The sequence below is a fragment of the Kribbella sp. NPDC005582 genome (assembly GCF_040605415.1).
Classification (GTDB): domain Bacteria; phylum Actinomycetota; class Actinomycetes; order Propionibacteriales; family Kribbellaceae; genus Kribbella.
On record NZ_JBEXCU010000003.1, the window covers coordinates 215,900 to 241,105 of the forward strand.

Annotated in this window: 21 protein-coding genes; 14 read left to right on the forward strand and 7 right to left on the reverse strand. The window is 67.4% G+C overall.

What is annotated here, in order from left to right:
* Positions 1-27: 27 nt before the first annotated feature.
* The 3 genes from ABZS29_RS18920 (at position 28) to ABZS29_RS18930 (ending at position 7,418) form a co-directional block, all read left to right on the forward strand.
* Positions 28-5,409 carry a ThuA domain-containing protein gene (locus ABZS29_RS18920; RefSeq protein WP_355463536.1) on the forward strand — a complete coding sequence of 1,794 codons (5,382 nt, stop codon included), beginning with the start codon at positions 28-30 and terminating at the stop codon, positions 5,407-5,409.
* A 192-nt stretch (positions 5,410-5,601) separates the two neighbouring features.
* Positions 5,602-6,603, forward strand: a complete 1,002-nt coding sequence (locus ABZS29_RS18925) for a sugar phosphate isomerase/epimerase family protein (RefSeq protein WP_355463537.1) — start codon at positions 5,602-5,604, stop codon at positions 6,601-6,603.
* A 68-nt stretch (positions 6,604-6,671) separates the two neighbouring features.
* Positions 6,672-7,418 carry a DUF2071 domain-containing protein gene (locus tag ABZS29_RS18930; protein WP_355463538.1) on the forward strand — a complete coding sequence of 249 codons (747 nt, stop codon included), beginning with the start codon at positions 6,672-6,674 and terminating at the stop codon, positions 7,416-7,418.
* On the opposite strand, the gene ABZS29_RS18935 is transcribed toward ABZS29_RS18930, so the two are convergent.
* Positions 7,384-8,154 (reverse strand): hypothetical protein, encoded by a 771-nt coding sequence (locus ABZS29_RS18935; protein WP_355463539.1) that lies wholly within the window; start codon positions 8,152-8,154, stop codon positions 7,384-7,386. The two genes, ABZS29_RS18930 and ABZS29_RS18935, sit on opposite strands and share 35 nt — an antisense overlap.
* 96 nt (positions 8,155-8,250) lie before the next feature.
* Between ABZS29_RS18935 and ABZS29_RS18940 the strand changes: the two genes are divergently transcribed.
* Genes ABZS29_RS18940 through ABZS29_RS18955 form a run of 4 tightly spaced genes read left to right on the forward strand, consistent with a single transcriptional unit; the run spans position 8,251 to position 10,896 of the window.
* A complete protein-coding gene (locus tag ABZS29_RS18940) occupies positions 8,251-8,739 on the forward strand; it encodes a MarR family transcriptional regulator (protein WP_355463540.1) in 489 nt (162 codons plus the stop codon).
* Positions 8,740-8,751: 12 nt separating this feature from the next.
* The gene (locus tag ABZS29_RS18945; protein WP_355463541.1) at positions 8,752-9,540 is read left to right on the forward strand and encodes a GNAT family N-acetyltransferase; all 789 of its coding nucleotides are present in this window, start codon (positions 8,752-8,754) and stop codon (positions 9,538-9,540) included.
* A 23-nt stretch (positions 9,541-9,563) separates the two neighbouring features.
* Positions 9,564-10,028, forward strand: a complete 465-nt coding sequence (locus ABZS29_RS18950) for a YkvA family protein (RefSeq protein WP_355463542.1) — start codon at positions 9,564-9,566, stop codon at positions 10,026-10,028.
* Positions 9,982-10,896, forward strand: a complete 915-nt coding sequence (locus tag ABZS29_RS18955; RefSeq protein ID WP_355463543.1) for a serine hydrolase — start codon at positions 9,982-9,984, stop codon at positions 10,894-10,896. The genes ABZS29_RS18950 and ABZS29_RS18955 overlap by 47 nt, the downstream gene beginning before the upstream one ends.
* On the opposite strand, the gene ABZS29_RS18960 is transcribed toward ABZS29_RS18955, so the two are convergent.
* The 4 genes from ABZS29_RS18960 to ABZS29_RS18975 are packed head-to-tail and all read right to left on the reverse strand — an operon-like array spanning position 10,893 to position 13,362.
* Complete coding sequence (locus ABZS29_RS18960; protein ID WP_355463544.1) at positions 10,893-11,468, reverse strand: hypothetical protein; 576 nt, start codon at positions 11,466-11,468, stop codon at positions 10,893-10,895. The genes ABZS29_RS18955 and ABZS29_RS18960 overlap by 4 nt on opposite strands.
* Entirely contained in the window at positions 11,465-11,989 is a 525-nt protein-coding gene (locus tag ABZS29_RS18965) for a sigma-70 family RNA polymerase sigma factor (protein ID WP_355463545.1), read from the reverse strand. The genes ABZS29_RS18960 and ABZS29_RS18965 overlap by 4 nt, the downstream gene beginning before the upstream one ends.
* Positions 11,990-12,035: 46 nt before the next feature.
* Positions 12,036-12,509 carry a GNAT family N-acetyltransferase gene (locus ABZS29_RS18970; RefSeq protein WP_355463546.1) on the reverse strand — a complete coding sequence of 158 codons (474 nt, stop codon included), beginning with the start codon at positions 12,507-12,509 and terminating at the stop codon, positions 12,036-12,038.
* Between the two features lie 55 nt (positions 12,510-12,564).
* Positions 12,565-13,362 carry an SGNH/GDSL hydrolase family protein gene (locus ABZS29_RS18975; protein WP_355463547.1) on the reverse strand — a complete coding sequence of 266 codons (798 nt, stop codon included), beginning with the start codon at positions 13,360-13,362 and terminating at the stop codon, positions 12,565-12,567.
* 87 nt (positions 13,363-13,449) lie between these two features.
* On the opposite strand from ABZS29_RS18975, the gene ABZS29_RS18980 reads away from it, so the two are divergent.
* Positions 13,450-13,887 (forward strand): cupin domain-containing protein, encoded by a 438-nt coding sequence (locus ABZS29_RS18980; RefSeq protein WP_355463548.1) that lies wholly within the window; start codon positions 13,450-13,452, stop codon positions 13,885-13,887.
* 25 nt (positions 13,888-13,912) lie between these two features.
* Entirely contained in the window at positions 13,913-16,915 is a 3,003-nt protein-coding gene (locus ABZS29_RS18985; RefSeq protein ID WP_355463549.1) for a hypothetical protein, read from the forward strand.
* Here ABZS29_RS18985 and ABZS29_RS18990 read toward each other — a convergent pair.
* The gene (locus tag ABZS29_RS18990) at positions 16,912-17,217 is read right to left on the reverse strand and encodes a putative quinol monooxygenase (RefSeq protein ID WP_355463550.1); all 306 of its coding nucleotides are present in this window, start codon (positions 17,215-17,217) and stop codon (positions 16,912-16,914) included. The genes ABZS29_RS18985 and ABZS29_RS18990 overlap by 4 nt on opposite strands.
* Before the next feature lie 296 nt (positions 17,218-17,513).
* Here ABZS29_RS18990 and ABZS29_RS18995 point away from each other — a divergent pair, with 296 nt between their 5' ends.
* Genes ABZS29_RS18995 through ABZS29_RS19015 form a run of 5 tightly spaced genes read left to right on the forward strand, consistent with a single transcriptional unit; the run spans position 17,514 to position 23,061 of the window.
* Positions 17,514-19,352, forward strand: a complete 1,839-nt coding sequence (locus ABZS29_RS18995) for an ABC transporter substrate-binding protein (protein ID WP_355463551.1) — start codon at positions 17,514-17,516, stop codon at positions 19,350-19,352.
* Positions 19,349-20,443 (forward strand): ABC transporter permease, encoded by a 1,095-nt coding sequence (locus ABZS29_RS19000; RefSeq protein WP_355463552.1) that lies wholly within the window; start codon positions 19,349-19,351, stop codon positions 20,441-20,443. Before ABZS29_RS18995 ends, ABZS29_RS19000 begins: the two co-directional genes overlap by 4 nt.
* Before the next feature lie 5 nt (positions 20,444-20,448).
* Positions 20,449-21,324 (forward strand): ABC transporter permease, encoded by an 876-nt coding sequence (locus ABZS29_RS19005; protein WP_355463553.1) that lies wholly within the window; start codon positions 20,449-20,451, stop codon positions 21,322-21,324.
* Positions 21,317-22,177: an ABC transporter ATP-binding protein gene (locus ABZS29_RS19010; protein ID WP_355463554.1), complete on the forward strand. Its 861-nt coding sequence runs from the start codon at positions 21,317-21,319 to the stop codon at positions 22,175-22,177. Before ABZS29_RS19005 ends, ABZS29_RS19010 begins: the two co-directional genes overlap by 8 nt.
* Entirely contained in the window at positions 22,174-23,061 is an 888-nt protein-coding gene (locus ABZS29_RS19015; RefSeq protein WP_355463555.1) for an ABC transporter ATP-binding protein, read from the forward strand. The genes ABZS29_RS19010 and ABZS29_RS19015 overlap by 4 nt, the downstream gene beginning before the upstream one ends.
* A 90-nt stretch (positions 23,062-23,151) precedes the next feature.
* On the opposite strand, the gene ABZS29_RS19020 is transcribed toward ABZS29_RS19015, so the two are convergent.
* Positions 23,152-25,188 carry a phosphocholine-specific phospholipase C gene (locus tag ABZS29_RS19020; RefSeq protein ID WP_355463556.1) on the reverse strand — a complete coding sequence of 679 codons (2,037 nt, stop codon included), beginning with the start codon at positions 25,186-25,188 and terminating at the stop codon, positions 23,152-23,154.
* Positions 25,189-25,206: the final 18 nt, after the last annotated feature.

The window sequence follows — 25,206 nt, forward strand, 5'->3', positions numbered from 1 at the left end:
CCTTATCCGACCCATGAGGAGCTCCGCATGATCCAGCTACGCAGGCACGGCACCGCTGTGTGTGCTCTCGTGCTCGCCCTGCTCGGGGCGTTACTGGCCCCCTTACCCGCCCAGGCCCATCCGGGCCACGGTGACGAGACCTTCAACGCCCTGATCTTCAGCAAGACCGCCGGTTTCCGGCACGACTCGATCCCGGCCGGCATCCAGGCCGTGAAGGATCTTGCTGCCGGCAACAACTTCACGGTCACCGCGACCGAGGACGCCTCGCTGTTCAACGACACCGAGCTGGCCAAGTACGAGGTCGTGATCTGGCTGTCCACGACCGGTGACGTCCTCAACGCCGACCAGCAGGCGGCGTTCGAGCGCTACATCCGCGGTGGCGGCGGGTACGCCGGTATTCATGCGGCCTCCGACACCGAGTACGACTGGCCGTGGTACGGCAAGCTCGTCGGCAGCTACTTCGACAGCCACCCCGCCGGTACGCCGACGGCGACCGTGAAGACCGAGGACCACGCGCACCCGTCGACGGCCGAGGCGCCGACCAGGTGGACGCGGACCGACGAGTGGTACAACTACAAGACCAACCCCCGCGGCACCGTCCACGTGCTCGAGTCGCTGGACGAATCGACGTACAGCGGCGGGAACATGGGCGTCGAGCACCCGATCACGTGGTGCCAGGACTACGACGGCGGCCGCGCCTGGTACACGGGCATGGGGCACACGATCGAGTCGTTTGCCGACCCGGCGTTCCAGAAGGTCCTGCTGGGCGGGATCAAGACCGCCGCCGGTGTGCAGCCGGCCGACTGCGGCGCCTCGCTGAGCGACAGCTACCAGAAGGTCACGCTCGACGACAACACGTCGAACCCGATGGAGCTGACGATCGCGAAGGACGGCCGGGTCTTCTACATCGACCGCAACGGCGCCGTGAAGATCGTCAAGACCGACGGCAGCGTGGTGACCGCGGCGACGCTGAACGTCTACACCGGTCAGGAGTTCGGTCTGCTCGGGATCGCCCTCGACCCGGCCTTTGACAGCAACGGCTTCATCTATCTCTACTACTCGCCGGCCGCGGCGGATCCGCACGACCGCGTCTCGCGGTTCAAGGTGACTGGTGACACTTTGGACCTCGCCAGCGAGAAGCAGGTCCTGCGCATCGACACGCAGCGCGACCAGTGCTGTCACGCCGGCGGTGCCCTCGAGTTCGATGGCAACGGCAACCTCTTCGTCGCCACCGGCGACAACCGGAACCCGTTCGACTCCGACGGCTACTCGCCGCTCGACGAGCGCGCCGGCCGCGCGGCCTGGGACTCCCAGGGCAGCGCCGCGAACAGCAACGCCCTGAACGGCAAGGTGCTGCGGATCCACCCGGAGGCCGACGGCAGCTACACGATCCCCACCGGCAACCTGTTCGCCCCTGGGACCGCGAAGACCCGGCCGGAGATCTATGCGATGGGCTTCCGCAACCCGTTCCGGATCGGCATCGACCCGACCACCAACCACCTCTTCGTCGCCGACTACGGTCCGGACGCCGGTCAGGTCTCGCCCACGCGCGGACCGGACGGCCGGGTCGAGTGGAACGTCCTCGACAAGCCCGGCTTCTACGGCTGGCCGTACTGTGTCGGCGCCAACACGCCGTACAACGACTACGACTTCGCGACCGGTACGTCGGGCGCGACCTTCAATTGCAACGCGCCAGTCAACAACTCGCCGAACAACACCGGGATCAACCAGTTGCCGGCAGCAATCCCGGCCTCGCTGTGGATGGGCAAATCCACCACCGGCGTCCCGGAGATCGGCGGCAGCGGCGCGCCGATGACGAGTGGTGCCTACCAGTTCGACGCCGCCAGTACTTCGGACCGCAAGTGGCCGGCGTACTTCGACGGGAAGGCTGTCTTCGCCGACTGGAACGACAGCCGGCTGTTCTCGCTCCAGCTGAACGACGAGCGGACCGGTGTCAGCGACGTGTCGCGGATGCTGGAGAAGCTGAACTTCATCCGGCCGCACGCGCTGCAGTTCGGACCGGACGGTGCTCTGTACGTCATCGAGTGGGGGAGCGGGTTCGGCGGTAACAACGCCGACTCCGGGCTCTACCGCATCGACTACGTGCAAGGGAACCGGGCTCCGCTCGCCCAGTTCTCGACGGACAAGACCTCCGGGCCGATACCGCTGACAGTTGCCTTCGACTCCACCGGGTCGCGCGATCCGGACGGGCAGCCGATCACACTGGCCTGGGACTTCAACGGTGACGGTACGACGGACAGCACCGATCCCAAGCCGTCGTACACGTACACGGCCGCGGGCGTCTTCACGGCGCGGTTGACGGTGACGGACTCGGACGGGCGGACCGCAGTCTCGAACAAGACGATCACGGCCGGCAACACCGCACCGACGATCACGATCGAGGCGCCGGTCGACGGCGGGTTCTTCGAGTTCGGCGACACGATCCGCTACAAGGTGACGGTCACCGATCCCGAGGACGGGACGATCGACTGCAACGACGTCGTCACCCAGCCGGGGCTCGGCCATGACGAGCACGCGCACGACTACGAGCAGTACCACGGTTGTGCGGGCACGTTCCCGTTGCCGGGTGACCAGGGCCATGTCGGCGCGAACATCTTCGGCGTCGTCAAGGTGACCTACACCGACAAGGGCGCGCCGGGCACCGGCCGGATCACCACGCAGAAGATCCTGCAGTTGCAGCCGAAGACGCGCGAGGCCGAGTTCTTCAGTGAGACCGGCGGTCCGGGCGCGAGCGGCGGCGTACAGGTCGAGGACACCGGTGACACTGCCGGTGGCGGCAAGAACATCGGCTTCATCGAGGACGGCGACTGGTGGGGCTGGAAGCCCACCAACCTGACCAACATCAATCAGATCCAGCTGCGGGCTGCATCGCCGGACCTCGGCGCTACCGTGCAGGTGCGGCAGGGGTCGCCGACCGACGGTCCGGTGATCGCGACCATTCAGGTCACGCCGACCGGCGGCTGGCAGACGTACGGCAACTTCACCGCGTCGGTGAGTGGTGCGTCGCTGGCGAGCGGCCCGCTGTACTTCGTCAAGACGACCGGGCAGCTCAACGTCAACTGGGTGAAGTTCATCGGCAAGGGCGTCACGGACAACGAGCGCCCGGCGGTGACTGTCGAGGCTTCGACCACGCAGGGCAAGGCGCCGCTGAAGGTCGACTTCACGGCGGCTGCGACCGATCCGGAAGGCGATCTGCCGCTCACCTACACGTGGAGCTTCGGTGATGGTGGTACGGCGACCGGAGCCTCGGTCAGTCACACCTACACGACGGCCGGGACGCATACCGCGGTCGCGACCGTCACGGACGCCCGAGGAGCAGCCGGTACGGCGAAGGTCGTGGTGACGGTGGACTCGCCGTCGCTGCCGACCTGTCTGACCGGACGGTCCGACGGATTCGACGGCACCGCGCTGAACACCAGCCGCTGGTCGTCGGTTGTCCGTGGCAACCAGGAGCTCTCGGTTGCCGACGGCAAGCTGTCGATCCCGTTGACCGCAACGGACATCTACGGAACCGGCAACACCGGCACTCCGAACCTCGTGCTGCAGCCGCTGCCGGCGGGCCCGTGGCAGGCGACCACCAAGCTGACGTTCCCGGCGCGGTTGGCCTACCAGCAGGCAGGTCTGTTGCTTTACGGCGACGACGACAACTACGCGAAGATGGTGATCCAAGGCCGGTCCACCGGTGCGCCGTCGGCCGCCGATCGGATCTTCCAGTTCATTCGCGAGGAGAACGGCGCACCGAACGAGGTCACCGGGTCGAACACGGCCAGCCTGGGTGCGGCGTACCCGGACACGGTGTGGGTGCGGTTCACGTCCGACGGCGCGAACCTGAAGGCGGCGTACTCGGCGGATGGTGCGACCTTCACCGAGATGCCGGAGACCAAGCAGCTGGCCGGGATCACGAACCCGCGGATCGGCGTCTTCGGGCTGGCGAACCGGACCGAAGCACTGCCGATCACCGCGTCGTTCGACTACTTCCAGCTGACGCCGGACGACACCGCCGAGCAGCCGGCACCGGACGACGAGTTCACCGGTACGACGCTCGACGCGTGCCGCTGGTCGGACGTCGTCCGGCCGGACCCGGCGGCGTACCGGGTGACCGGGGACAAGCTCGAGATCGACACCAGCAAGGGCGACATCTACCAGGGGACGGCGACGAACCCGAAGAACCTGATGCTGCAGCCGGCGCCGGACGGCGACTGGACGATCGAGACGAAGGTCGATGCGTCGACGTTCGACGAGGCGTTCCAGCAGGCCGGACTGATGGTCTACAAGGACGACGCCAACTACGTGAAGCTGGACTACCTGACGACGAACCCGCCGGGTTCTACGGTCGCGCGGGGTCTGGAACTGCGAAGTGAGGTCGGCGACGTCCTGCAGCAGCCGCAGCCTGGTGCCGGGGCGACCCAGGGTGTGTGGTGGTTCCGGCTGGCCAAGAAGGGATCGAGCTTCACAGGGTCCTACAGCTCGGACGGCGTGACCTGGACGGCGATGCAGTCGGTGGCGAACGCTGCGCTGGCGACCGGGGCGAAGTTCGGGGTCTATGCGTTCGGGGTGGATCAGGCGGCGTCGAAGACGGCTCGCTTCGACTACTTCAAGCTGGTTCGGGACACGACCGCGCCGACGGTGGCGCTGTCGCTGAACCCGTCGGCTCCTTCGGGACAAGCCGGTTGGTGGATCGATCCGGTGGTTGCCACCGCTCTCGGGACCGATGACCAAGGTGGTCAGACGTACCTGGAGCAGAAGGTCGGCGACGGCAACTGGTCCGAGTACACAGCTCCGGTGACCTTCTCAGCTGATGGCACGCACACGCTGCAGGTGCGAGCCTCGGACACCGCCGGCAATGTGTCGGAGCCTGTGTCGGTGACGGTGAAGATCGACCGTACGGCGCCGACCGCGACAGTGAGCGGTCTGGAGTCGGGCGGATCGCTCGGGGTCGCGTCGTTCGCGACGGTCAGTGCCAAGGCCGCCGATGCGGGCTCCGGTCCGGCCGGTGTCACGTTGGCGATCGACGGGAAGCCGGTGCCGGCCGGCGGGAAGCTCGACGGTGCCGTGCTCGGGCTCGGCGCGCACAAGCTGACCGCGACCGCGTTGGATGCCGCAGGCAACAAGTCGTCGACCACGGTGCCGTTCACCGTCGTCACGTCGTACCCGGAGGCGGTGAAGCTCGTCGAGCGCTTCCGTGCCGCCGGGAAGCTCACCCAGGCGCAGGCCACGGTGATGAAGGTGCAACTCGGGCTCGCGGAACGCGCTGTCGCGCGGAAGCAGCCTCTGGTCGCCCGGATCGCCATGGACCTGTACCTCACCCAGGCCAAGTCGGTGAAGGACGTGCCGACCCGGACGCTCCTGACCGCCGTCGGCCAGGACCTGAGGAGCAAGATCCGCTAGCTGTCCCGCGGGAGCGGGACCCAAGACGTCGCCGTGAGAGAGCGCTTCCGCCCCGGGTGGTTCGGCCCCACCCGGGAACGGGACACAAGCGCTCTCCCACGGCCGGCGGGGGACCATCCGGTCCCCGTCCCCGGCGGCACCTCGCGCTCCGGTGTCGCCGGGGACACCATCCCTTGAAACGAGGAGTTTGTGATGGCACGACCGATCACCCTGTTCACCGGCCAGTGGGCCGATCTGCCGTTCGAGGAAGTCGCCCGGCTGGCGTCGTCGTGGGGCTACGACGGCCTGGAGATCGCCTGCTGGGGTGACCACCTGGACGTCCGCCGCGCCGCCGAGGACGACGGCTACGTCCGGAACCGGCTGGACATCCTGGAGAAGTACAACCTCAAGGTTTGGACGATCTCCAACCACCTGCTCGGCCAGGCGATCTGCGACGACCCGATCGACCAGCGGCACCAGGCGATCCTGCCGGCGCACATCTGGGGCGACGGCGATCCCGAAGGCGTCCGGCAGCGGGCCGCCGCGGAGATGGAGACCACCGCCCGCGCCGCGCGGGCACTCGGCGTCGACGTCGTGGTGGGCTTCACCGGCTCGTCGATCTGGAAGACCGTCGCGATGTTCCCGCCGGTCCCGCCGGCGATGATCGAGGCCGGCTACCGCGACTTCGCGGACCGCTGGAACCCGATCCTCGACGTCTTCGACGAGGTCGGCGTCAAGTTCGCCCACGAGGTGCACCCGTCCGAGATCGCCTACGACTACTGGTCGACGACCGCGACCCTGGACGCCATCGGCCACCGCGAGGCCTTCGGCCTGAACTGGGACCCGTCCCACTTCGTCTGGCAGGACCTCGACCCGGTCGGCTTCCTCTGGGACTTCAAGGACCGGATCTACCACGTCGACTGCAAGGACGCGAAGCGCCAGGTCGGCAACGGCCGCAACGGCCGGATGGGTTCCCACCTCGCCTGGGGCGACCCCCGCCGCGGCTGGGACTTCGTCTCCACCGGCCACGGCGACGTCCCCTGGGAAGCCTGCTTCCGGATGCTCAACACGATCGGCTACACCGGCCCGATCTCGGTCGAATGGGAAGACGCCGGCATGGACCGCCTGGTCGGCGCCGCCGAAGCCCTCCAGTTCGTCAAGACCCTGGCCTTCGACCCACCCACCGCATCCTTCGACGCGGCCTTCTCCTCCTAGTTGGTGAAGAAGTCCTGGAGGTCACCGGCGACCAGGTCGGGGGCCTCCAGGGCGGCTACGCTCGTTGCATGGCTGTCGTCTGGCCGGACGCGCCCGCGCTCCGGCGTCCCCGGATCCTCCGGCAGCAGTGGCTGGATCTGACCTTCCTGCACTGGGCGGTCGATCCCGCCGCGGTCGCGCACTTCTTCCCGCCCGGCACTAGGCTGGATGTCTTCGAGGGACGCACGTACGTCGGTCTTGTCCCGTTCCGCATGGTTGGTACCGGGCTTCCGCACGGTCCCGCCGTCCCGTACTTCGGCACGTTCCTCGAAACGAACATCCGGCTCTACTCGGTCGACACCGCCGGCCGCCGCGGTGTCGTCTTCCTCAGCCTCGATGCGAACCGGCTCGCCGTGGTCTCGATCGCTCGCGCGGTCTTCGCGCTCCCGTATCGCTGGGCCCGGATGACCCACACTCGCAGTGGGGACACGCACACCTACGCCTCGACACTGCGCCGGCCCGGTGTTTCCGCGGCCGCCCAGATCGCGGTCGACACCGGGCCGGCAGTCTCCACCGACCCGCTGGCTGACTTCCTCACGGCCCGCTGGGGTTTGCACACCTACCGAGCGGGCCGCACGTGGTACCTGCCGAACTGGCATCCCACGTGGGAGCTCCACTCCGCGACGCTCACCAAGCTGCACATGCCGGGTCTGTTCCCGTCGGTCGGATTGCCCGATCCGGCCGGGCCACCCGACCACGTGCTGTACAGCCCCGGCGTACCGGCGGAGTTCGGGCTGCCAGTCAATCCAGCATTGCGGCGGTCTGCTTCTCGATGAACGGGATGCCGGCCTGGCCCGCCCACCGGTTGACCTCCGTGGCCAGCGCACGCGCTCCGGCCTCGTCGCCCTCGGTTTTGAGCAGCACCGACAGCAGGACCTGCTGAGCAAGCGCTCCCAGGAGATGTCCGATCTTCTGGCGCAACTCCGTCGACCGCTCCCACTGCGCCCGCGCGAGCTCCAGGTCGCCGGCAGTGTGGGCGTGATCGCCGAGGTGCCGCAGCGCGAGAGAGATGACGAGATCATCGGCAGCGGTCTCTCCCCGTTTCAGCGCCTCGGTGTAGTGCGTGAAGGCCGTCGCCGAATCGGCGAGCAGGTTGTCGGCGATCGCGCCGGCGTAGAACGCCGCCATACCGGCCCGGCCGTCGTCAGGAGCGGTGTCTCGCAGGACGAGCGCCTGAGCCAGTAACGAGTCCCCAAGCTCAGCCGCTCCGGAAAACAGCGCCGGTGCATAGTCGGACCGCAGCTGCAGCAGGGCGGCGTCCCAGCGAGTCGTTGCATCAGGCAACGTCTCCACTGCGCGGCCGAGTGCCTCCAACGCGGCCGTCCCGGACTGCGTCTGCCGGGCGAAGTCCTCGTCCACCGACACCTCGGCGAGGGCGAGCGCGACCCTCCGAGTGTCCGCCGGCTCCGCAGCCTGGGTCGCCGCCAGCAACCCGCGGGCCACACCCCACTGACCCGCCAACATCAACTGCCGCGCCGCAGCGACTACCGCCGATACCTCGACCTGCACCATGTGAAGTCCCCTTACCGATCCCGAACTGGTGCACCGAAAGTACTTCGACGTCGAAATGTTTGACAACTAAGCTTCAGCCGGTGAAAGATCAATCGGGTGAAAGAAGATTTCGTGGCCTGGCACGTCGACCAGTGGGAGCGCGAGATCCCCGGCTTCGATCGCCGCGTCGAGGGCATCGCGGTCCGGCTGCAGTCGCTCGGTCAGTACCTCGACCGCAGTCGCGATGCCGTGCTGGCGAAGTACGAGATGCAGTGGTGGGAGTTCAAGACCCTGCACCTGCTGCGCCGCAACGGCTCGCCGTACCAGGCGACTCCCGGTGAGCTCGCCAAGCACCTCTCGATGTCGCCCGCCGCGCTCACCAACCGGCTCGACGCGCTCGAGCGTCGCGGGTACGTCGAGCGCCACCACGACCGCGACGACCGCCGCAAGGTGCTCGCCCGCCTGACCCCGGCCGGGCTCGACATCTGGCAACGCGGTATCGGCGACATCCAGGACGTCGAGCAATCCCTGGTGAGGGCTCTCCCGGAAGCTCAGCAGGATCAGCTCGAATCGCTCCTCCGAATCCTTCTGCAAGCCACTTCGTGACAGAGTCCTCCTGTGACTGATGACCAGCAGCTCGCCCGACTACTCGCGGCGTACGACGATCAACTGCGCGGCACCAACGAGACCGCCGGCGTTCCGACGAGTACCGACGGGCCGGTGATCCGGGTCGAGTACCCGAATCGCGGCTTCGTGAGTTACCGCTCCGTCGCGGGACTCGACGGCGCTGAGCTCGACGCGCTGATTGCCCGGCAGCGGGACTTCTTCGCGGCCAAGGGCCAGCCGGTGGAGTGGAAGTTCCGCGCGCACGACCTGCCGACGGATCTGCCCGAGCGGCTGCGAGCGGCCGGCTTCGAGCCGGAGGACCAGGAGACGGTCCTGATCGCAGAGAGCGCGGACATCGCGAACCGCCTGCAGGGGCGCGATGTTGTCGACGGCGTGACGATTCGCCTGGTCTCCGAACGTGCCGACTTCGAGCGGATCACCGCGATGGAGTCGACGGTCTGGAACGACGACTGGTCCTGGCTCACCGACGACCTGCAGCGCCGGCACGAGACCGGCCGCACCGACATCTATGTCGCCGAAGCCGATGGCCAGGTCGTCTCGGCCGCCTGGGCGGTCTACAAGCAGAACACCGAGTTCACCGGTCTTTGGGGCGGCTCGACCCTGGCCGAATGGCGCGGCCAGGGCATCTACAAGGCCCTCGTCGCCGTTCGCGCCGCCCAAGCCGTTGCCCGCGGCTACAAGTATCTCCACGTCGACGCCTCCGACGACAGCTCCCCGATCCTGCAGCGCCTCGGCTTCCTCCCGGTCACCACCACCACGCCGTACGTCCACACGCCGTAGCGGGCCCGAAGTAGCGTTCGAGGATGTGGAAGGACCTGCTGGTCGGGCTCGGCGCCGCGATCGTGGTTGCCTGGCTCGCCTTGGTGATTGCCTTGCTGCTTGTCCGCCCCAAGGGCAACGTGCTGCGCGAAGCGCTGCGCATCCTGCCCGACCTGATCAGGCTGCTCAAGGACCTCGCCACGGACAGCAGTCAGCCGCGCGGCGTCCGGATCAGGCTGGTGCTGCTGATGGCCTACCTGGCGATCCCGATCGACCTGATCCCCGACTTCATCCCCGTCCTCGGGTACGCCGACGACGCGATCATCGTGGTCGCGGTCCTGCGCAGCATCGTTCGCCGAGTCGGGCTCGAACCCCCTGAGGTCACACTGGCACGGTACCGAGGACGGCTTCAACGCTCTCTGCAAGGCAGCCGGACTGTCAGGTCCGGCCTAGGATGCGGGCGTGGATGGCGAACTGCTGGACGACTTCGTGCAGGCGAACGTCGATGACAACCTGGGTGTGTACGGGATCTGCGTGTACCGGGAGGGATCGCCGTTGGTCGAACGGCGGATGCGCTCCGACGACCGGGTGAATCTGTACTCGGTCTCGAAGACCTTCACGTCGGTCGCGTTGGGGATGGCCGAGGCCGAAGGGCGGCTGGGGCTCGACGACCGGTTGCTGGATCACTTTCCTGAGCTGCGGTCGATGGCGGCGGACGGCGTCGAGGAGGTGACGTTGCGCCACTTGACGACGATGACCAGCGGAAGCAGCCACAACTGGTTCGCCGATGTGCGGATCGATGCCGCGGACCTGTTGCACGAGATCGTCGCCGCACCGCTTGTCGCGGCCCCCGGCACGGTGTTCTCCTACACGGGGTCCGGCCCGTACGCCGTCGGCCGCGTCATCGCTCGCGTCACCGGTGCCGACCTCCGTGCGTACCTGATGCCGCGGCTGTTCGCACCGCTCGATCTGCACAACCCGGCCTGGCACACGTGCCCGAACGGGTACTCGTTCGCCGAGAGCGACTTGTTCCTGCGGACGCACGAGTTGGCGCGATTCGCGCAACTTCTGTTGCAGGAGGGCGCGTGGGAAGGCCGGCAGCTCGTGCCGGCCGACTATGTACGCCGGATGACGGGCGAGGCCTTCGACACCAGCGACCTCGTCGATCCCAGCGACCCCGAGTACGGCGATCGCTGGCGGCACGGCTACGGGCTCGGCGTCTGGATCGACCAAGGCGACATTTACCGGATGGATGGTCGCTACGGGCAGTACGCCCTGATCAGCCCGTCGGCGCGCACCACGATCACCGTGACGGCCCACGCCGAGAACGACGGAAAGCTGCTCGAGGCGCTGCACCAGTTGCTCGAGCGGATCTAGCGCTTCGGGAACGCCTCCTCGTAGAGGCGGCGAAGGTCGGGATCGGCGGGACCGCTGTGGCCGCAGGTGCTGACCTGGCCGTCGGCGGCGGAGACGAGATAGCTGTCGCCGATGCTGAAATCGACGCCGAGGAGCGTAGCGACGTCTTCGGGCATGGACTGCACCTCGACGGTATCGGCGGGACCGCCGCGGTACCAGTGCGCCACCTTCAGCGTGACCAGATCACCCTTGATCGCGGTGACCTGGCCTTCGAAGGCGACCGGCAGGTCCTTGAAGTCGGCAATCTCGGGAGCGCGGCACTTGCCGGTGGCGCCACCGGCCATCGTCAGCCTGACGGCAGGTGGAGCGGCCACTGGGTCGTCGTTTCCGTTGCTGCCCCAGACGACGGCGCCCGCAGCGATCAGTACGGCGGCGGCCGCCGCAGCTGGGACCCAGCGACGGCGGGTCGTGGTGGGACGGGGTTCGGTGCCGGCAGTCATCGTGTCCTCCAGGAGGCGATCGAGGTCGGGGCGGGGAGCACGTGAGGCCGGATCGGCGGCTGTCAGCCGGGCCAGCAGTTCGTTGTCGTTCACAGTTCACTCCCTCTCGTGACCTGTTCCTGTCCGGACGCGACGCCGTTCTTTCGCTCGAGCTCGGCGGCGAGTTTTTTCTTTGCCCGGTGCAACCGAATGCTGACCGCGTTCGCGGTCAGGCCGGTCACCTCGGCGATGCCCCGCGGCGTGAGTCCCTCCCAGGCCCAGAGCAGGACGACCTCGCGATCGATCTCGCCGAGAGTGCGCAATGCGTCGTACAGCTCGGTGTGCTCGGCCGGCGCGGAGACCGGCGACGTCCACGCCAGCTTGTCGACCAGCCGGAGCCGTCGCCGCTCCGCCCGGCGAGCATTGGCGAGGCAGCCGCGGGCGACGCCGTAGCACCAAGGCAGAACGTCGTCGAGCTGCGGTACGTCGTCGATCCGCCGCCAGAGGACGAGCAGCGTTTCGGCCAGTACGTCGTCGACTGCGGCCGGGTCGGCCCGCCGGAGCAAGTAGCGGTGCAGCGGCTCACCGACGGCACGCACGAGCGCCTCGAACCGAGCCTCAGGCAGGGAAGTCACATCTCTCCCTGTCCGACACGTTTCCGATTCTTTCAGGCTTCCGGAGTCAGTTGAGGCGAAGGATGGTTTCCTCGATCTCGGCTTGGCGGGCGTTGGCGTAGCCGGTGTCGGTGCCGGTGGTGACGAAGCCGGCGCGGTGCAGAACCTTGAGCGATGCGAGGTTGTCGCTGGCGGCGCGGGCGTGGATCGGGCGGACGGTGATGCGCTCAAGGAGGAGGGCGAGGGCGCGGCTGGCGACGCCCTGTCCCCAGAGGGACCGGTTGATCCAGTAGGTGACCTCGGTGTCGCCTTCCAGCTCGAAGCTGCCGACGGTGCCGGCCAGTTGCCCGTCGAGGGTGACGGCCAGGAAGCTCAGGTCGGGATCGGATCTCAGCCGTGCGATGTGAGCGTCGAAGGCGGCGCGGTCGTTGGGGTCCCGGGCGGTGAAGGCTGCCATCCGGACGGATTCCGGGTCCCGCATCTGCTCGAAGAGCGCGTCGAGATCGGCGTCCTCGACCTCCCGCAGTGCCACCTCGGCCATGAACTGTTCCTCTCGTCGACCTGCACCACAACGTAGCGGTGGCCGCCGACAGTTTTCAGGCGCGGAGGTGGTTGACGATGAGGTCGGCGACGGCGCGCATGCCGGCCGCGTTCGGGTGGTAGGGGACGAAGCCGCCGAGGATGCCGGGTGGGCGGAGTGTGAAGCCGGTGGTCCAAGGGTCGGGGGAGCCGATGGCATGGTCGCGGCTGGCGGCAGAGGCGGCGATCAGCTCCGCGCCGCTGGCGGCTGCGGCCTTGGCGAAGGCGTCGGCCAGGCCGTCGGCCATCATCGCGACGCTGGGCAACTGCTCTTCGTTCAGCGGTACGTCGAGGCGCGGGCGGGTGCTCGGACCGACCAACGTCAGATAGTCGACGAGCAGGATGCGCGCGTTCGGAGAGCGCTCACGGACGCTCTCGACCACAGTGGTCAGGGAGTCCGCGGCGGCCTGGTAGGCGGCGTCGTCCTTGAGATAGCTGACGCGGGCCCGGATCCGGTTCGCCACCCGGCGGCCGAAGAGGGTGGCCGGCTTGGCCAGTGTGTTCAGGATGCTGCCGCGGATGAAGGTGCCGACGTACTCGAGATCGTTGCCGCCGGCAGTGATCGTGACGAAGGCGGTATCGGGGCCGACGGCATCGAGTTGGGGCGGTGCGTCGTCCTGGCGGGTGTCGAGCAGATGTGCGGTGGTCGCGCCGGAGTACGTGACGTCGGTGAGCTCGAGGCCGAGCTCGGCGGCGACGAGGTGCGCGTAGTTGGCGCCGGATCGACCGGCCGGCTTGTCGACGATCGGCGCGATGCCGGGTCCCGCTGCGAAGGAACTTCCAAGGGCGACGTACTGGCTGCCGGGTGGGATCACCGACCCACCATAATGGCGATGTCACAAAGCGGTCAGCTCGCCGGTCTTCACCTGACGAAAACCAAACCACTTCGAAGGGAAGTACTCATGCGCGGAGTCACGCGGAGAGCGCTCACTGCGGTCTCGATCACCGGTCTCGCGGCGGCGACGCTCGCCGTACCGGTCACTGCGACCGCAACGCCGCCGTCCGGCGTCACCGGCGAGATCCTGTGGCAGCAGACGGTGGGCGACACCGACATCGTCTACCGCAAGATCACCATTCAGCCGGGCGGGACGACCGGCTGGCACTTCCACGACGGCAACCTGCTCGCCCGGGTGGCCGAGGGCACGCTCGACCACTTCGGCAGCGACTGCAAGTCCGATGGCCACTACGCGAAGGGCTCGGTCTTCCGTGAGCCCGACCACCAGGTGCACATCGGACGCAACCTGACCGGCAAGCCGATCGTCCTCCTCGTCTACTACTTCAACCCGAAGGGTGCGCCGCTGTCGGAGGACGCCGCGAACCCGGGCTGCTCGTTCCAGTGAGAGAGCACCGGGCATACTGCACCGCGTGAGTGACGATGTGTTCGGAACGGCCGGGATCCGCGAACGCGTCCTGGCAGGCTGGTCGGCCGCGCCGGTGCGATTCCGGGAGGACGCGAACGCCGAGGAGGACCTCGCTCTCGGTGGGTACGTCGACCGCCTCGTCATCGAGCTCGCCCAGAACGCGGCCGATGCCGCTCTGCGCGCCGGCGTACCGGGCCGGGTGTTGTTCGAGTTCCGCGGCAACACGCTCGTTGTCGCGAACACCGGTACGCCGTTGTCTGCCGAAGGTGTGGAGTCGCTGGCAACGCTTCGGGCGTCGGCCAAGCGCGACGAGGTGCCGCCCGAGGCGGATGCGGATGGTCGTGGTGCTGTCGGGCGGTTCGGCGTCGGCTTCTCCGCGGTGCTCGCGGTATCGGACGAGCCGGTTGTGTTGTCACGCAGTGGTGGTGTGCGGTTCTCGAAGGCGGACACCGCAGCGGCCATAGCAGCAGTTGGCGCTCCGGGGCTCGACACCGAGGTGCGGCGGCGTGACGGCAAGGTGCCTGTACTGCGGTTGCCGTTCGAGGCGGAAGGTGAGCCTCCGACCGGCTACGACACTGCGGTGATCCTGCCCTTGCGCGACGAGGCAGCGGTTGCTCTGGTCGACCGGCTGCTGGCCGAGGCCGGCGACCCGTTGCTGCTCGCACTTCCGGGGCTGTCTCGCATCGAGATCGAGACGGCGGACGGCAGACGCGTCTTGGAGGAGGCTGAGTCGCGCTGGTGGATCCACCGCACGGCAGGCACGTTCGACCACCACGAACGTGAACAGTTGCTCGCCGATCGGCCTGTCGAAGAGCGCTCCCGTCCGTACTACTCGATCCTTTGGGCCCTGCCGCGTGATCCGAGCACCGCGTTGCCGAATGTCGTGCAGGCGCCGACTCCCACCGAGGAAGCGCTTTCTCTGCCGGCGTTGCTGCTGGCCAGCTTCGCGCTCGACCCGACGCGCCGTCATGTGGCGAAGGGTCCGCTGACCGATCGCCTGGTTCGCGAAGCCGCGACCGCCTACGCCGAACTACTCCGCGAACATGCTCAGAGCACCGAGCACAACGTGCTGCAGTTGGTGCCTACCGGGCTGGCGGCGGGAGTGTTGGATCAGGCTCTGCGGGACGCGATTCTGGCGGTGCTGCCTGCGACGCCGATCGTGCGGGCGGTGGAGGATGGCGCGCTGTTGCGGCCGCGCGAGGCGGTTGTGGTTGAGGGGTCGGATGACGCGTTCAATCGGGTGCTGGCTCCGATCGTTCCGGGGCTGATTCGGTCAGCTCGTGAGGATCGGCTGGCGCTGGATGCCCTCGGGGTTCGGCGGTTGGAGTTGGCCGAGGTCGTGGACCAGCTCGGGACGGCGGCGGCCGATGAGTCGCCGGAGTGGTGGAGTGCTCTCTACGAATCTCTCTCGGGCATGGTGACGGACGCGCTCCTTCGGGAATCCCTTGGTACGTTGCCGGTTCCGCTCGCGGACGGCCGTCTCGTCCGCGGTGCCCGCGCCCTGCTGCTGCCTGGTCCGGAGCTTCCGATCGACGTGCTTGCCGAGTTCGGCGAGTACGGCGTTCGCGTCGTTCACCCAGCTGCCGTGCACCCGACGCTCGAACGGCTCGGCGCGATTCCGGCCTCACCACGCTCGCTGTTGGAGGACAGCGCCGTACGGACGGCTGTCGAGCACTCCGTCGATGCGGACGACCCGGAGGCGATCGCGCACGCCGTACTCAGTCTGGTCGCGACCGATCCCGCGCAGGCCGAGGGACTCTGGTGGCTGTCCGACCTCGTACTGCGTGATGCGGACGGCGAGCTGGTCCCGGCAAACGCGCTCGTGGTTCCCGGCTCCGACGCAGAGGCGGTACTGGACGCCGAGGAGGTTGCGCCGATCGATCCTGCCGTCGTGGAGCGCTACGGACTGCCCGCGCTCGCGGCCGTCGGCGTACTGGCGACTCTCGGCACGATCACGGCCTCCGACGTCGCGTTGGATCGGTTGCCGGAGGCCCTCAAGGACCTGGATGGGATCGAGGACTGGGCGTACGACGTGGCGCCGGACGGTTCCCGGTACGGCGCGACCGTTGGCGAACTGACCGCGATCCGCGACCTCGACTGGATCAAGGACGACGCCTGGCCACGGGTTCTCGGCATCCTCGGTACCGAGCCGGAGCTACGCCGTGCGCTCGTCACCCAGGTGCGCGTGGTCGGCCCGGACGACCGGCCGCTCGGCGTGCCGTCGTACTCGGCTTGGTGGATCAGAGAACGCGTTCTCCTCGAGGACGGCGAGCCGCTCGCCGGCCGCGCCGATCCCGACGCCGATGCGGTGCTCGCGGCCTTCCTGGACGAGGCACCCGAATGGACCCGCGGGCTGGATCCCGAGGTGCGTTCCGCGGTGGGTCTTGTCCGCGAGGTCGGCGACCTCGACGCCGACGGGATCAGCCTCGTGCTGGAACGCCTCGCCGATCCGGACCACGAGATCGCAGAGAGCGATCTCCTTCGTTTCTGGCGCCAGCTCGGGACGCTCCCGCTGTTCCCGGGCGATGCGCCCGAGCGCGTTCGCGTGCTGGGCGAGGACGGCTGGACCGAGGTGGTCGACGCCGAGGCGGCGGTCGTCGCGGACAGCCCGATGTGGTTGCAGCGCACGGATCTCGGCGGTTTCGTGATCGCCTCCGGCGCCGCGGCCGACGGCCTGAGCGACCTGCTCGACGTACCGCTCGCGCAAGAAGTTGCCGAAGGCAAGATCGACGGCACCGGTACGCCGGCCGACGTGCCGGAGCTGGTACGCGAACTCGTCCCCGAGGTGCCACCGACCTGGTGGGAGCACGAGGAGCTGACCGTCGACGGCGCCGAGGTCTCCTGGTGGGTGGACGCCGACGGCGCCCCGCACGCCGCCACCTTCGACGGCCTCGCCAAAGCCCTGGCCTGGTCCAGCGCCCGCTGGGACCGCCGGCACGTCATCCGCGCCGTCCTCAACGAACCCCACCGAGCCTCCGAACTCCTCACCGACGCCTCCTACGACTAGTCGGCGTTCGAGCCGCCGCTGTCGGTGAAGGGGATGACGAAGCTCCAGCCCTCGACGAGGGTGTCGGCGACCTCGCCGAAGTGCTGGACGGCGGGGTTCTTGATGTGCGCCTCGAAGGCTTCGCGGCTCGTGTAGGCCTCGTAGACGTACACGACGCCGGGCTCGTCCGCGACCTCCCAGACATCGAGCCGCAATGTCTCCGGCTCGTCGTCGCGGGCGATCCGAGCACTCCAGCGCACCACGTCCAGGAGTTCGTCCCGCTTGCCTGGTCTGACCACGAATCGCGCGAGCCCGCCGTACATCGAGATCCTGCCTTTCGTTCTGCCGCTGCTGACATGCCGTAGTCGTAGCCGACCCGGAGATCTTCACATTGACCGGTTCCGGCCAAGGCGACGGCTGGGGGCGCTCCATGGCGTGATTACGGACAGCGAAACATCGTTGTCAGAGGTTGGTATATCCACTGGCCTGCGGGTTTGGCTGCGGTTTTGCAACGTGGCAATGAACTCTTGCCAACGTTGTCAACGCTACTTATAGTCCGTGACACCTCTCGGTCGGTTATGCCGTGGTCAACGCAACGGAAACGGAGGTGACTTTCGTCATGAACGAAGCACCGCAGCCGCAGTACGAAGACGTCGCCGAGGTAGTGCGCTACCAACTCAGCCGCCGCAGTCTCGTCGGGGGAGGTGCCGCGGCCGCGCTGACCGGCCTGCTGGCCGCCTGCTCCGGTGGCGGCGGCTCCTACTCGGACAAACCAGCCGCCAACAAGCCGGTCGCCACCAAGTCGATCCAGATCGGCAAGGCCAACATCCCGGTCCCGCGGGATCAGTCGGTGGTCGTCGGCCAGGTGGAGTACACGGTCTTCGACAGCTTCAACGGGATGATCCCGAACGGCTCGCCCGGTGGAGCCGGCGTCGAGCTCACCACCGAACCCTTGTTCTTCCTCAGTTTCGCCACCGGCAAGCTGACGCCGTGGCTGGCCACGGAGTACAAGTACAACGACAACCACACCGAGCTGACGCTGAAGTTCGACCCGAAGGCGCACTGGAACGACGGGCAGCCGCTCGGCGCCAAGGACTTCCGGTTCACCGTGCTGCTGCTCAAGGACCGGCCCGACCTGTTCGGCGGCGGTGGCGAGCTGAAGGAGTTCGTCAAGGAGGTCGTCGTCGTCGACGAGCACACCGCGCTCGTCAAGCTGCTCAAGCCGACCCCGCGGCTGCACTACAACTTCATCGCCGCGATCGCCGGCGCGCCGATCAACCTGATGCCCGAGCACATCTGGAAGTCGCAGGACCCGACGAAGTACAAGGACAATCCGCCGGTACGCTCCGGGCCGTACAAGCTCAAGCAGGCGATCCGGAACCAGAAGATGTTCATCTGGGAGAAGGACCCGAACTACTGGAACAAGGACAAGCTCGACGTCAAGCCGCAGTACGTCGTCTTCCAGAGCACCTCGAAGCAGGCCGACCAGGCGTCGCTGGCCTTCGAGCGGGCCGAGTTCGACGTCGGCTCGATCGACGAGCAGCACGCGAAGCAGTTGCGCAACACCGGCTACCCGAACCTGGTCACCACGCAGTTCCACGACCCGAACCCGCGGGTGATGTGGCTGAACTGCGACCCGGCCCGCGGTGTGATCTCGGAGCCGAAGATGCGCTGGGCGATCAACTACTGCCTGGACCGGGAGAAGATCGGCAAGTCGATCTGGCCGGTCGAGGTGCCCCCGGCGATCTACCCGTGGGCGGACTACCCGAACAACGACGTCTGGAAGAACGACGAGCTCGCGAACAAGTACAAGTTCGAGTTCAACCCGCAGAAGGCGGTCGAGATCCTCGACGAGATCGCGCCGAAGAACGCGGCCGGCAAGCGGACGTACAAGGGCAAGGAGATCAACCTCGAGATCATCACGCCGTCGCCGGTCGACGGTGGTGAGTACGCGATCGCGAACGTGCTCAAGACCGAGCTGGCCAAGGTCGGCGTACCGGCGACGCTGCGCAGCCTGTCGGGCAGTGTGCACGGTGAGAAGTTCGAGCGTGGTGAGTACGACATCGACGCCAGCTGGGCCGGGTTCGCGGTCGATCCCGAGCAGCTCTACAGCGACTGGACCAGCGACCGCGCGCAGCCGGTCGGGAAGAACGCGGCCGGCAAGAACAAGATGCGGTTCCGCAACGCGAAGTTCGATGCGCTGTCCAGGCAACTGTCCGGGATCGACCCGAGCAGCCCGGAGGCCAAGCCGCTGCTCGACCAGGCGCTGGAGATCTACTTCCAGGAACTGCCGATGCTCTCGGTGATCCAGACCGGCTATCCGTCGTACTTCCACACCGCGTTCTGGACGGGCTGGCCGACCGACGACGATCTGTACGAGGTGCCGCTGAACTGGTGGCCGCACTTCATCTTCGTCCTCGGCAAGATCAAGCCCACCGGGCAGAAAGGCCCGGCGTGACCGCTGAGGCGCCGCCGGTGGTGGCTGTCGACAAGACCCAGGAGTCCGCACCCTCGCCGGGGGTGCGGGCCTGGATGTCGCGGCATCCGCTCGCGGCGTACGCCGTGCGCCGGTTCGGGCTCTACCTGGTGGAACTGTGGGGAGCGCTCACCATCGCGTTCTTCTTCTTCCGGCTGATGCCCGGTGACCCGATCCAGACGCTGATCCAGAGCCTGCAGCAGAACTACATCTACAACCAGCAGGCCTCGGCCGAGATCATCGCCCGGTACCGCGCCGAGTTCGGTCTCGACGGGAACCTGCTCTCGCAGTACCTGGTATACATGAAGAAGCTGATCCTGCACGGCGATCTGGGGCCGTCGCTGATCAGCTACCCGACTCCGGCGCAGGACGTCATCCTGCGATCGTTGCCCTGGACAATCGGTTTGCTCGGCATCTCCGCCGTTATGGCGTGGGTGCTCGGCATCGTGATCGGTGCGATCGCGGGCTGGCGGCGCGGCAAGCTCGGGTCGCGGATCATGACGAACCTGTCGATCGCGCTCTCCCATGTGCCGTTCTTCTTCGTCGCGCTGATCCTGGTCTACATCTTCGCGTACTCACTGGGCTGGCTGCCGGCGCGCTCGGCGTACGACTCCAACATCAATCCCGGGTTCAGTCCGGCGTTCATCGGCAGCCTGCTCAAGTACGGGTTGCTGCCAGGCTTGTCGATCGTGCTGATCGGGGCGTTCAGCTGGATCCTCTCGACGCGGATGCTGATGGTGCCGGTGCTCGGCGAGGACTACCTCGTGTACGCCGAGGCCAAGGGCCTGAAGCCGTGGCGGATCCTGACCCGCTACGCGCTGCGCAACTGCTACCTGCCGCAGGTGACCGCCTTCGGCATCTCGCTCGGCTTCATCTTCAACGGCAACGTCCTGGTCGAGCAGCTCTTCAACTATCCAGGCCTCGGAACGACGCTGGTCACCGCGATCCAGCAACTCGACTTCAACACGATCCTCGGCGTCACGGACATCGCGATCTTCTCCGTGCTGACCGCCGTCCTCCTGCTCGATCTCCTCCTCCCGTTGCTTGATCCGCGCGTCAAGTACTGGAAGTGATGCTCATGCGAATCCTGACAGCTGTACTACGGACGATCCGGAACAGCCGGCGGTTGGCGATCGGGCTGGCGGTGCTGCTCGTGATGGTGCTGATCGCGGTGTTCAGTCCACTGATCGTGAAGGGGATCGGCGGGTCGACCGATCCGCTGGAGCTGGCGGCGTACGAGCGGTGGCTGGTGCCGGGTCCCGACCATCTGCTCGGGACCGACCAGTTCGGCCGCGACGTACTGGCCATGGTGGTGAGCGCCCTCGCGGTTTCGCTGCAGATCGGCGCTATCGCCGGCGTGATCTCGACCGTGGCCGGCGTGATCGTCGCCTTCGTGGCCGGCTACAAGGGTGGCTGGATCGACGGGATCCTCTCGACGTTCACCGGGATCCTGCTGGTGATCCCGACGTTTCCGCTGCTGATCGCGCTCTCGGCGTACGCGAAGAACGTGAGCCTGTTCCAGGTCGGGGTGATGATCTCGATCTTCTCCTGGCCGTTCGCGGCCAAGACGATCCGCGCGCAGGTGCTGAGCCTGCGCTCCCGCCCGTACGTCGATCTGGCGCGGGTCAGCAAGGCCCGTGACCTGGAGATCGTCGCGACCGAACTACTGCCGAACCTGCTCCCGTTCATCGGGGTCGGTTTCGCGTCGTCGGCACTGGGTGCGATCTTCGGCCTGGTCGGGCTCGAGGTGATCGGGCTCGGTCCCGGTGGCGTGATCGACCTCGGTCAGATCATCTTCACCGCGATCAACACCGGTGCACTGACCCTGGGCGCGTGGCCGATGTTCGTCGTACCGATCGCGTTGCTGACCTTGCTGTTCGCCGCGCTGAACATGGTGAACATCGGCCTCGAAGAGGTCTACAACCCACGGCTGAGGGGAGTGGCCGGTGAATGAGTCGGTGAAGGCTTCCGCGAAGCACAAAGGGACGGCGAGCGACTCCGATTCGGTGCTGGAGATCAAGGGACTCGACGTCACCTACTCGACCAGCCGCGGCGACGTCCAGGCTGTTCGCGGGCTGGATCTCTCCGTCCGCCGGGGCGAGATCCTCGGGATCGCGGGGGAGTCGGGCAGCGGGAAGAGCACGCTGGCCGTGGCGCTGCTGCGGCTGCTCAAACCGCCGGGCAAGGTGACCGCCGGGTCGGTGATGTTCCATCCGGCAGGGCGGTCGCCGGTCGACCTGCTGAAGGTCAACGGCGAGGAGCTCCGGGTCCTGCGATGGAGCGCGCTCTCGTATCTCCCGCAGGGATCCATGAGCTCGCTGAACCCGGTGATGCGGGTGCAGGACCAGTTCAAGGACGTGATCCTGGAACACGCACCGACCCGCAAGGCCGAGCTCGACACGTTGATCCCGCGCCTGCTCAGCCAGGTCGGTCTGGAAGCACGAGTAGCCCGGATGTACCCGCACGAGCTGTCGGGCGGGATGAAACAGCGAGTGCTGATGGCGATCGCGGTCGCGCTCGAACCCGATCTCGTGATCGCTGACGAGCCGACCACCGCGCTCGACGTCACCATCCAGCGCGTCATCCTGCAGTCGCTGGCCGATCTGCGCACCGACTTCGGCGTCACGCTGATGGTGATCTCGCACGACATGGGCGTGCACGCGCAACTGGTCGACCGGGTCGCGGTCATGTACGAAGGCCGGCTGGTCGAGGTGGGCGACGTACGGCAGGTGTTCAAGGATCCGCAGGACGCCTACACGCGGCAGCTGATCGAGTCCATCCCGCGGCTCGGAAGGAGAGCGTCGTGAAGTCCGAGCTCGAGCTTCGCAATGTCCAGCAACGGTTCCACGCCCGCGGAGTCGCCGCCGGCTACATCACCGCGGTCGACGACGTGAGTTTCACGCTCGCCGCCCAGCCGCCGCAGGTCGTTAGCCTGGTCGGCCAGAGCGGCAGCGGCAAGAGCACGATCGCCCGCAACGTCCTCGGTCTGCAGAAGCCCACCTCGGGCAGTGTTCTCTACGGCGGCAAGGACATCTTCAAACTCAGCCGAGCCGAGTACGACGCCTACCGGCGCGACGTACAGCCCGTCTTCCAGGATCCGTACGCGATCTTCAACCCGTTCTATCGCGTCGATCGCGTGCTGTGGAAGGCCGTGAAGAAGTTCGGGCTGACCACCAGCCGTTCCAAGGGCCTGCAGCTGATCGAGGAGTCGCTGCGAGCAGTCCGGCTGGAGCCGGAGAACGTCCTCGGCCGCTACCCGCACCAGCTCTCCGGCGGTCAGCGCCAACGCATCATGCTGGCCCGCGTCCACATGCTGCGCCCGTCGTTCATCATCGCCGACGAACCCGTCTCGATGCTGGATGCCCAGGTCCGCAAGCACTTCCTGGACATCCTGCTCGACTTCCAGCGCGAGCACGGCATGACCACGCTCTTCATCACCCACGACCTCTCCACCGTCTACTACCTCGGCGGCGAGGTCATGGTGATCACCAAAGGCGAGATCGTCGAACGCGGCCCCGTCTCCACCGTCATGCACGAGCCCTCCCACCCGTACACCAAGCTCCTCCTCGACTCCATCCCGCAACCCGACCCCGACGCGCGCTGGACCAACCGCATCACCGTCGACGAACTCGAGGACCAGGAGCGTGCCGACGCCCAAGCCGCTCCGGCCCCCGAAGCCCCGATCATCTGAACGGATATCCGTCCCCGTTGCCCCTTCTCCACTCTCATACAGGGGGGAGAAGGGGCAACAGGCGGGGATATCCGTTCGTGTGTGCGGGCGTTAGACGGTGCGGATGGCGGGATCGCTGAGGCCTGGTTGGCCGGTTTCCACGTGGCCGGCGAAGCGGCGTTGGTACGACGGGTCGGTCGTGGTGGTGACGGTGACGTCGTACCAGCGGCGGGTGGTGGTGACGAGGTGGGTCGTCGTGCCGGGTTTGAGGTTGAGGGTTTTCGGGGTGCCGCCGTAGGCGTTGGCGATGGTGACCTTGCGGGCGACGTCGGTGGTGAGGGTGAGTTTGAGGTCGCCGGTGCTGGTGTCGCGGGCGGTGACTTCGAGGGTGGTGGTGGGCTTGCCCTTGAAGCCGCGGAGGAAGCCGTTCGCGCTGTGCACAGTCAGGTCGTAGATTCCGCCGAAGGCGGTGGCATTCCAGCTGTCAGACAGAGTTTTCCCGGCCGACGTGGTGTAGGTCCACGGGCCGTCGGTGCGGTTGGCGGCGGTGACCAGGAACTGTGCGCCGGCGCGGGGACCGGACGCGAACTTCAGGGTGTATCGGCCGTTGGCCGCGGCGCCGTCGATGGTCGATGCGTAGGGCAACGGCCTTGTACGGCGGGAGCCGCGTTCCTGCGCGGGGACAGCGCCGACCTTGGGTGGCGCGGGGACGTACGACGGGTGCCGCTCGTTGTCCGGCGGCTCGTACGCCGAGGTGTCGGTGAGCGGGGCCGGGCGGCTGTCCGCCGTACCGAAGTCGAAGGCGGAGGTGAGGTCGCCGCAGATCGCTCGCCGCCATGGCGAGATGTTCGGCTCGTGCACGCCGAAACGCTTCTCCATGAAGCGGATGACGGAGGTGTGGTCGAAGACCTCCGAACACGTGTAGCCGCCGGTGCTCCACGGGGAGACGACGAACATCGGCACGCGCGGACCGAGTCCGTACGGACCGGCGGCGTACCGGGTGTCACCGGGGAAGTTGTCGGGGCCGACGTCGACGGTGGACAGGCCCTGGTTCGCGTCGGCGGGCGGGAAGGGCGGAACGACGTGGTCGAAGAAGCCGTCGTTCTCGTCGTAGGTGACGAAGAGCGCGGTCTTGCTCCAGACCTTCGGGTTCGAGGTGAGGGCGTCGAGGACGCGGGAGATGTACCAGGCGCCGTAGTTGGTCGGCCAGTTCGAGTGCTCGCTGAACGCCTCGGGAGCGGCGATCCAGGAGATCTTCGGGAGCCGATTGGCCTGGACGTCGGCGCGCAGCCGGCCGAAGTAGTCCTCGCCGGCCTTGGCGTTCGTACCGGTCCGGGCCCTCTCGTAGAGCGCGTCCCCGGGCTTCGCGTTGCGGAAGTTGTTGAAGTACAGCAACGAGTTGTCGCCGTAGTTGCCGCGGTACGCGTCGTCGATCCAGCCCCAGCCGCCCGGTCCGTCCAGGCCGTCGCCGATGTCCTGGTAGACCTTCCAGGAGACGCCGGCCTGCTCGAGCCGCTCCGGGTACGTCGTCCAGCCGTACCCCGCCTCGTCGTTGCCGAGCACCGGGCCACCGCCGGTGCCGTCGTTCCCCGTGTAGCCGGACCACAGGTAGTACCGGTTCGGGTCGGTCGCGCCGATGAACGAGCAGTGGTACGAATCGCAGAGCGTGAACTTGTCCGCGAGCGCGTAGTGGAACGGCATGTCCTCCCGGGTCAGGTAGGCCATCGTGGCGACGTGGCCCTTGCCGGGGATCCAGTTGTCGTAGTTCCCGCGGTTGATCGCTGCGTGCCCGTCCGGCCAGCTGTGCGGCAGCCCGGTCAGGAACTGCAGCCCGAGGTCGTCGGCGTCCGGATGGAACGGCGGCACCTCGTTGCCGTCCTTGTCCCGCTGGTAGAACACCGGGCGCCCGTTCGGCAACGTCACCGGCCGCGGATCACCGAACCCGCGCACGCCCTTCATCGTGCCGAAGTAGTGGTCGAACGACCGGTTCTCCTGCATCAGCACGACGATGTGCTCGACGTCGTTGATGTCGCCGCACTGGCGATGGGCCGGGATCGCCGCGGCCTGCTCGATACTGTTCGCCATCGCAGCGAACCCGGCCGAAGCCCCGGCCAGCTGCAGGAACCTGCGGCGATTGATGTCTGGCATGCGCGTCTCCTGTCGAAT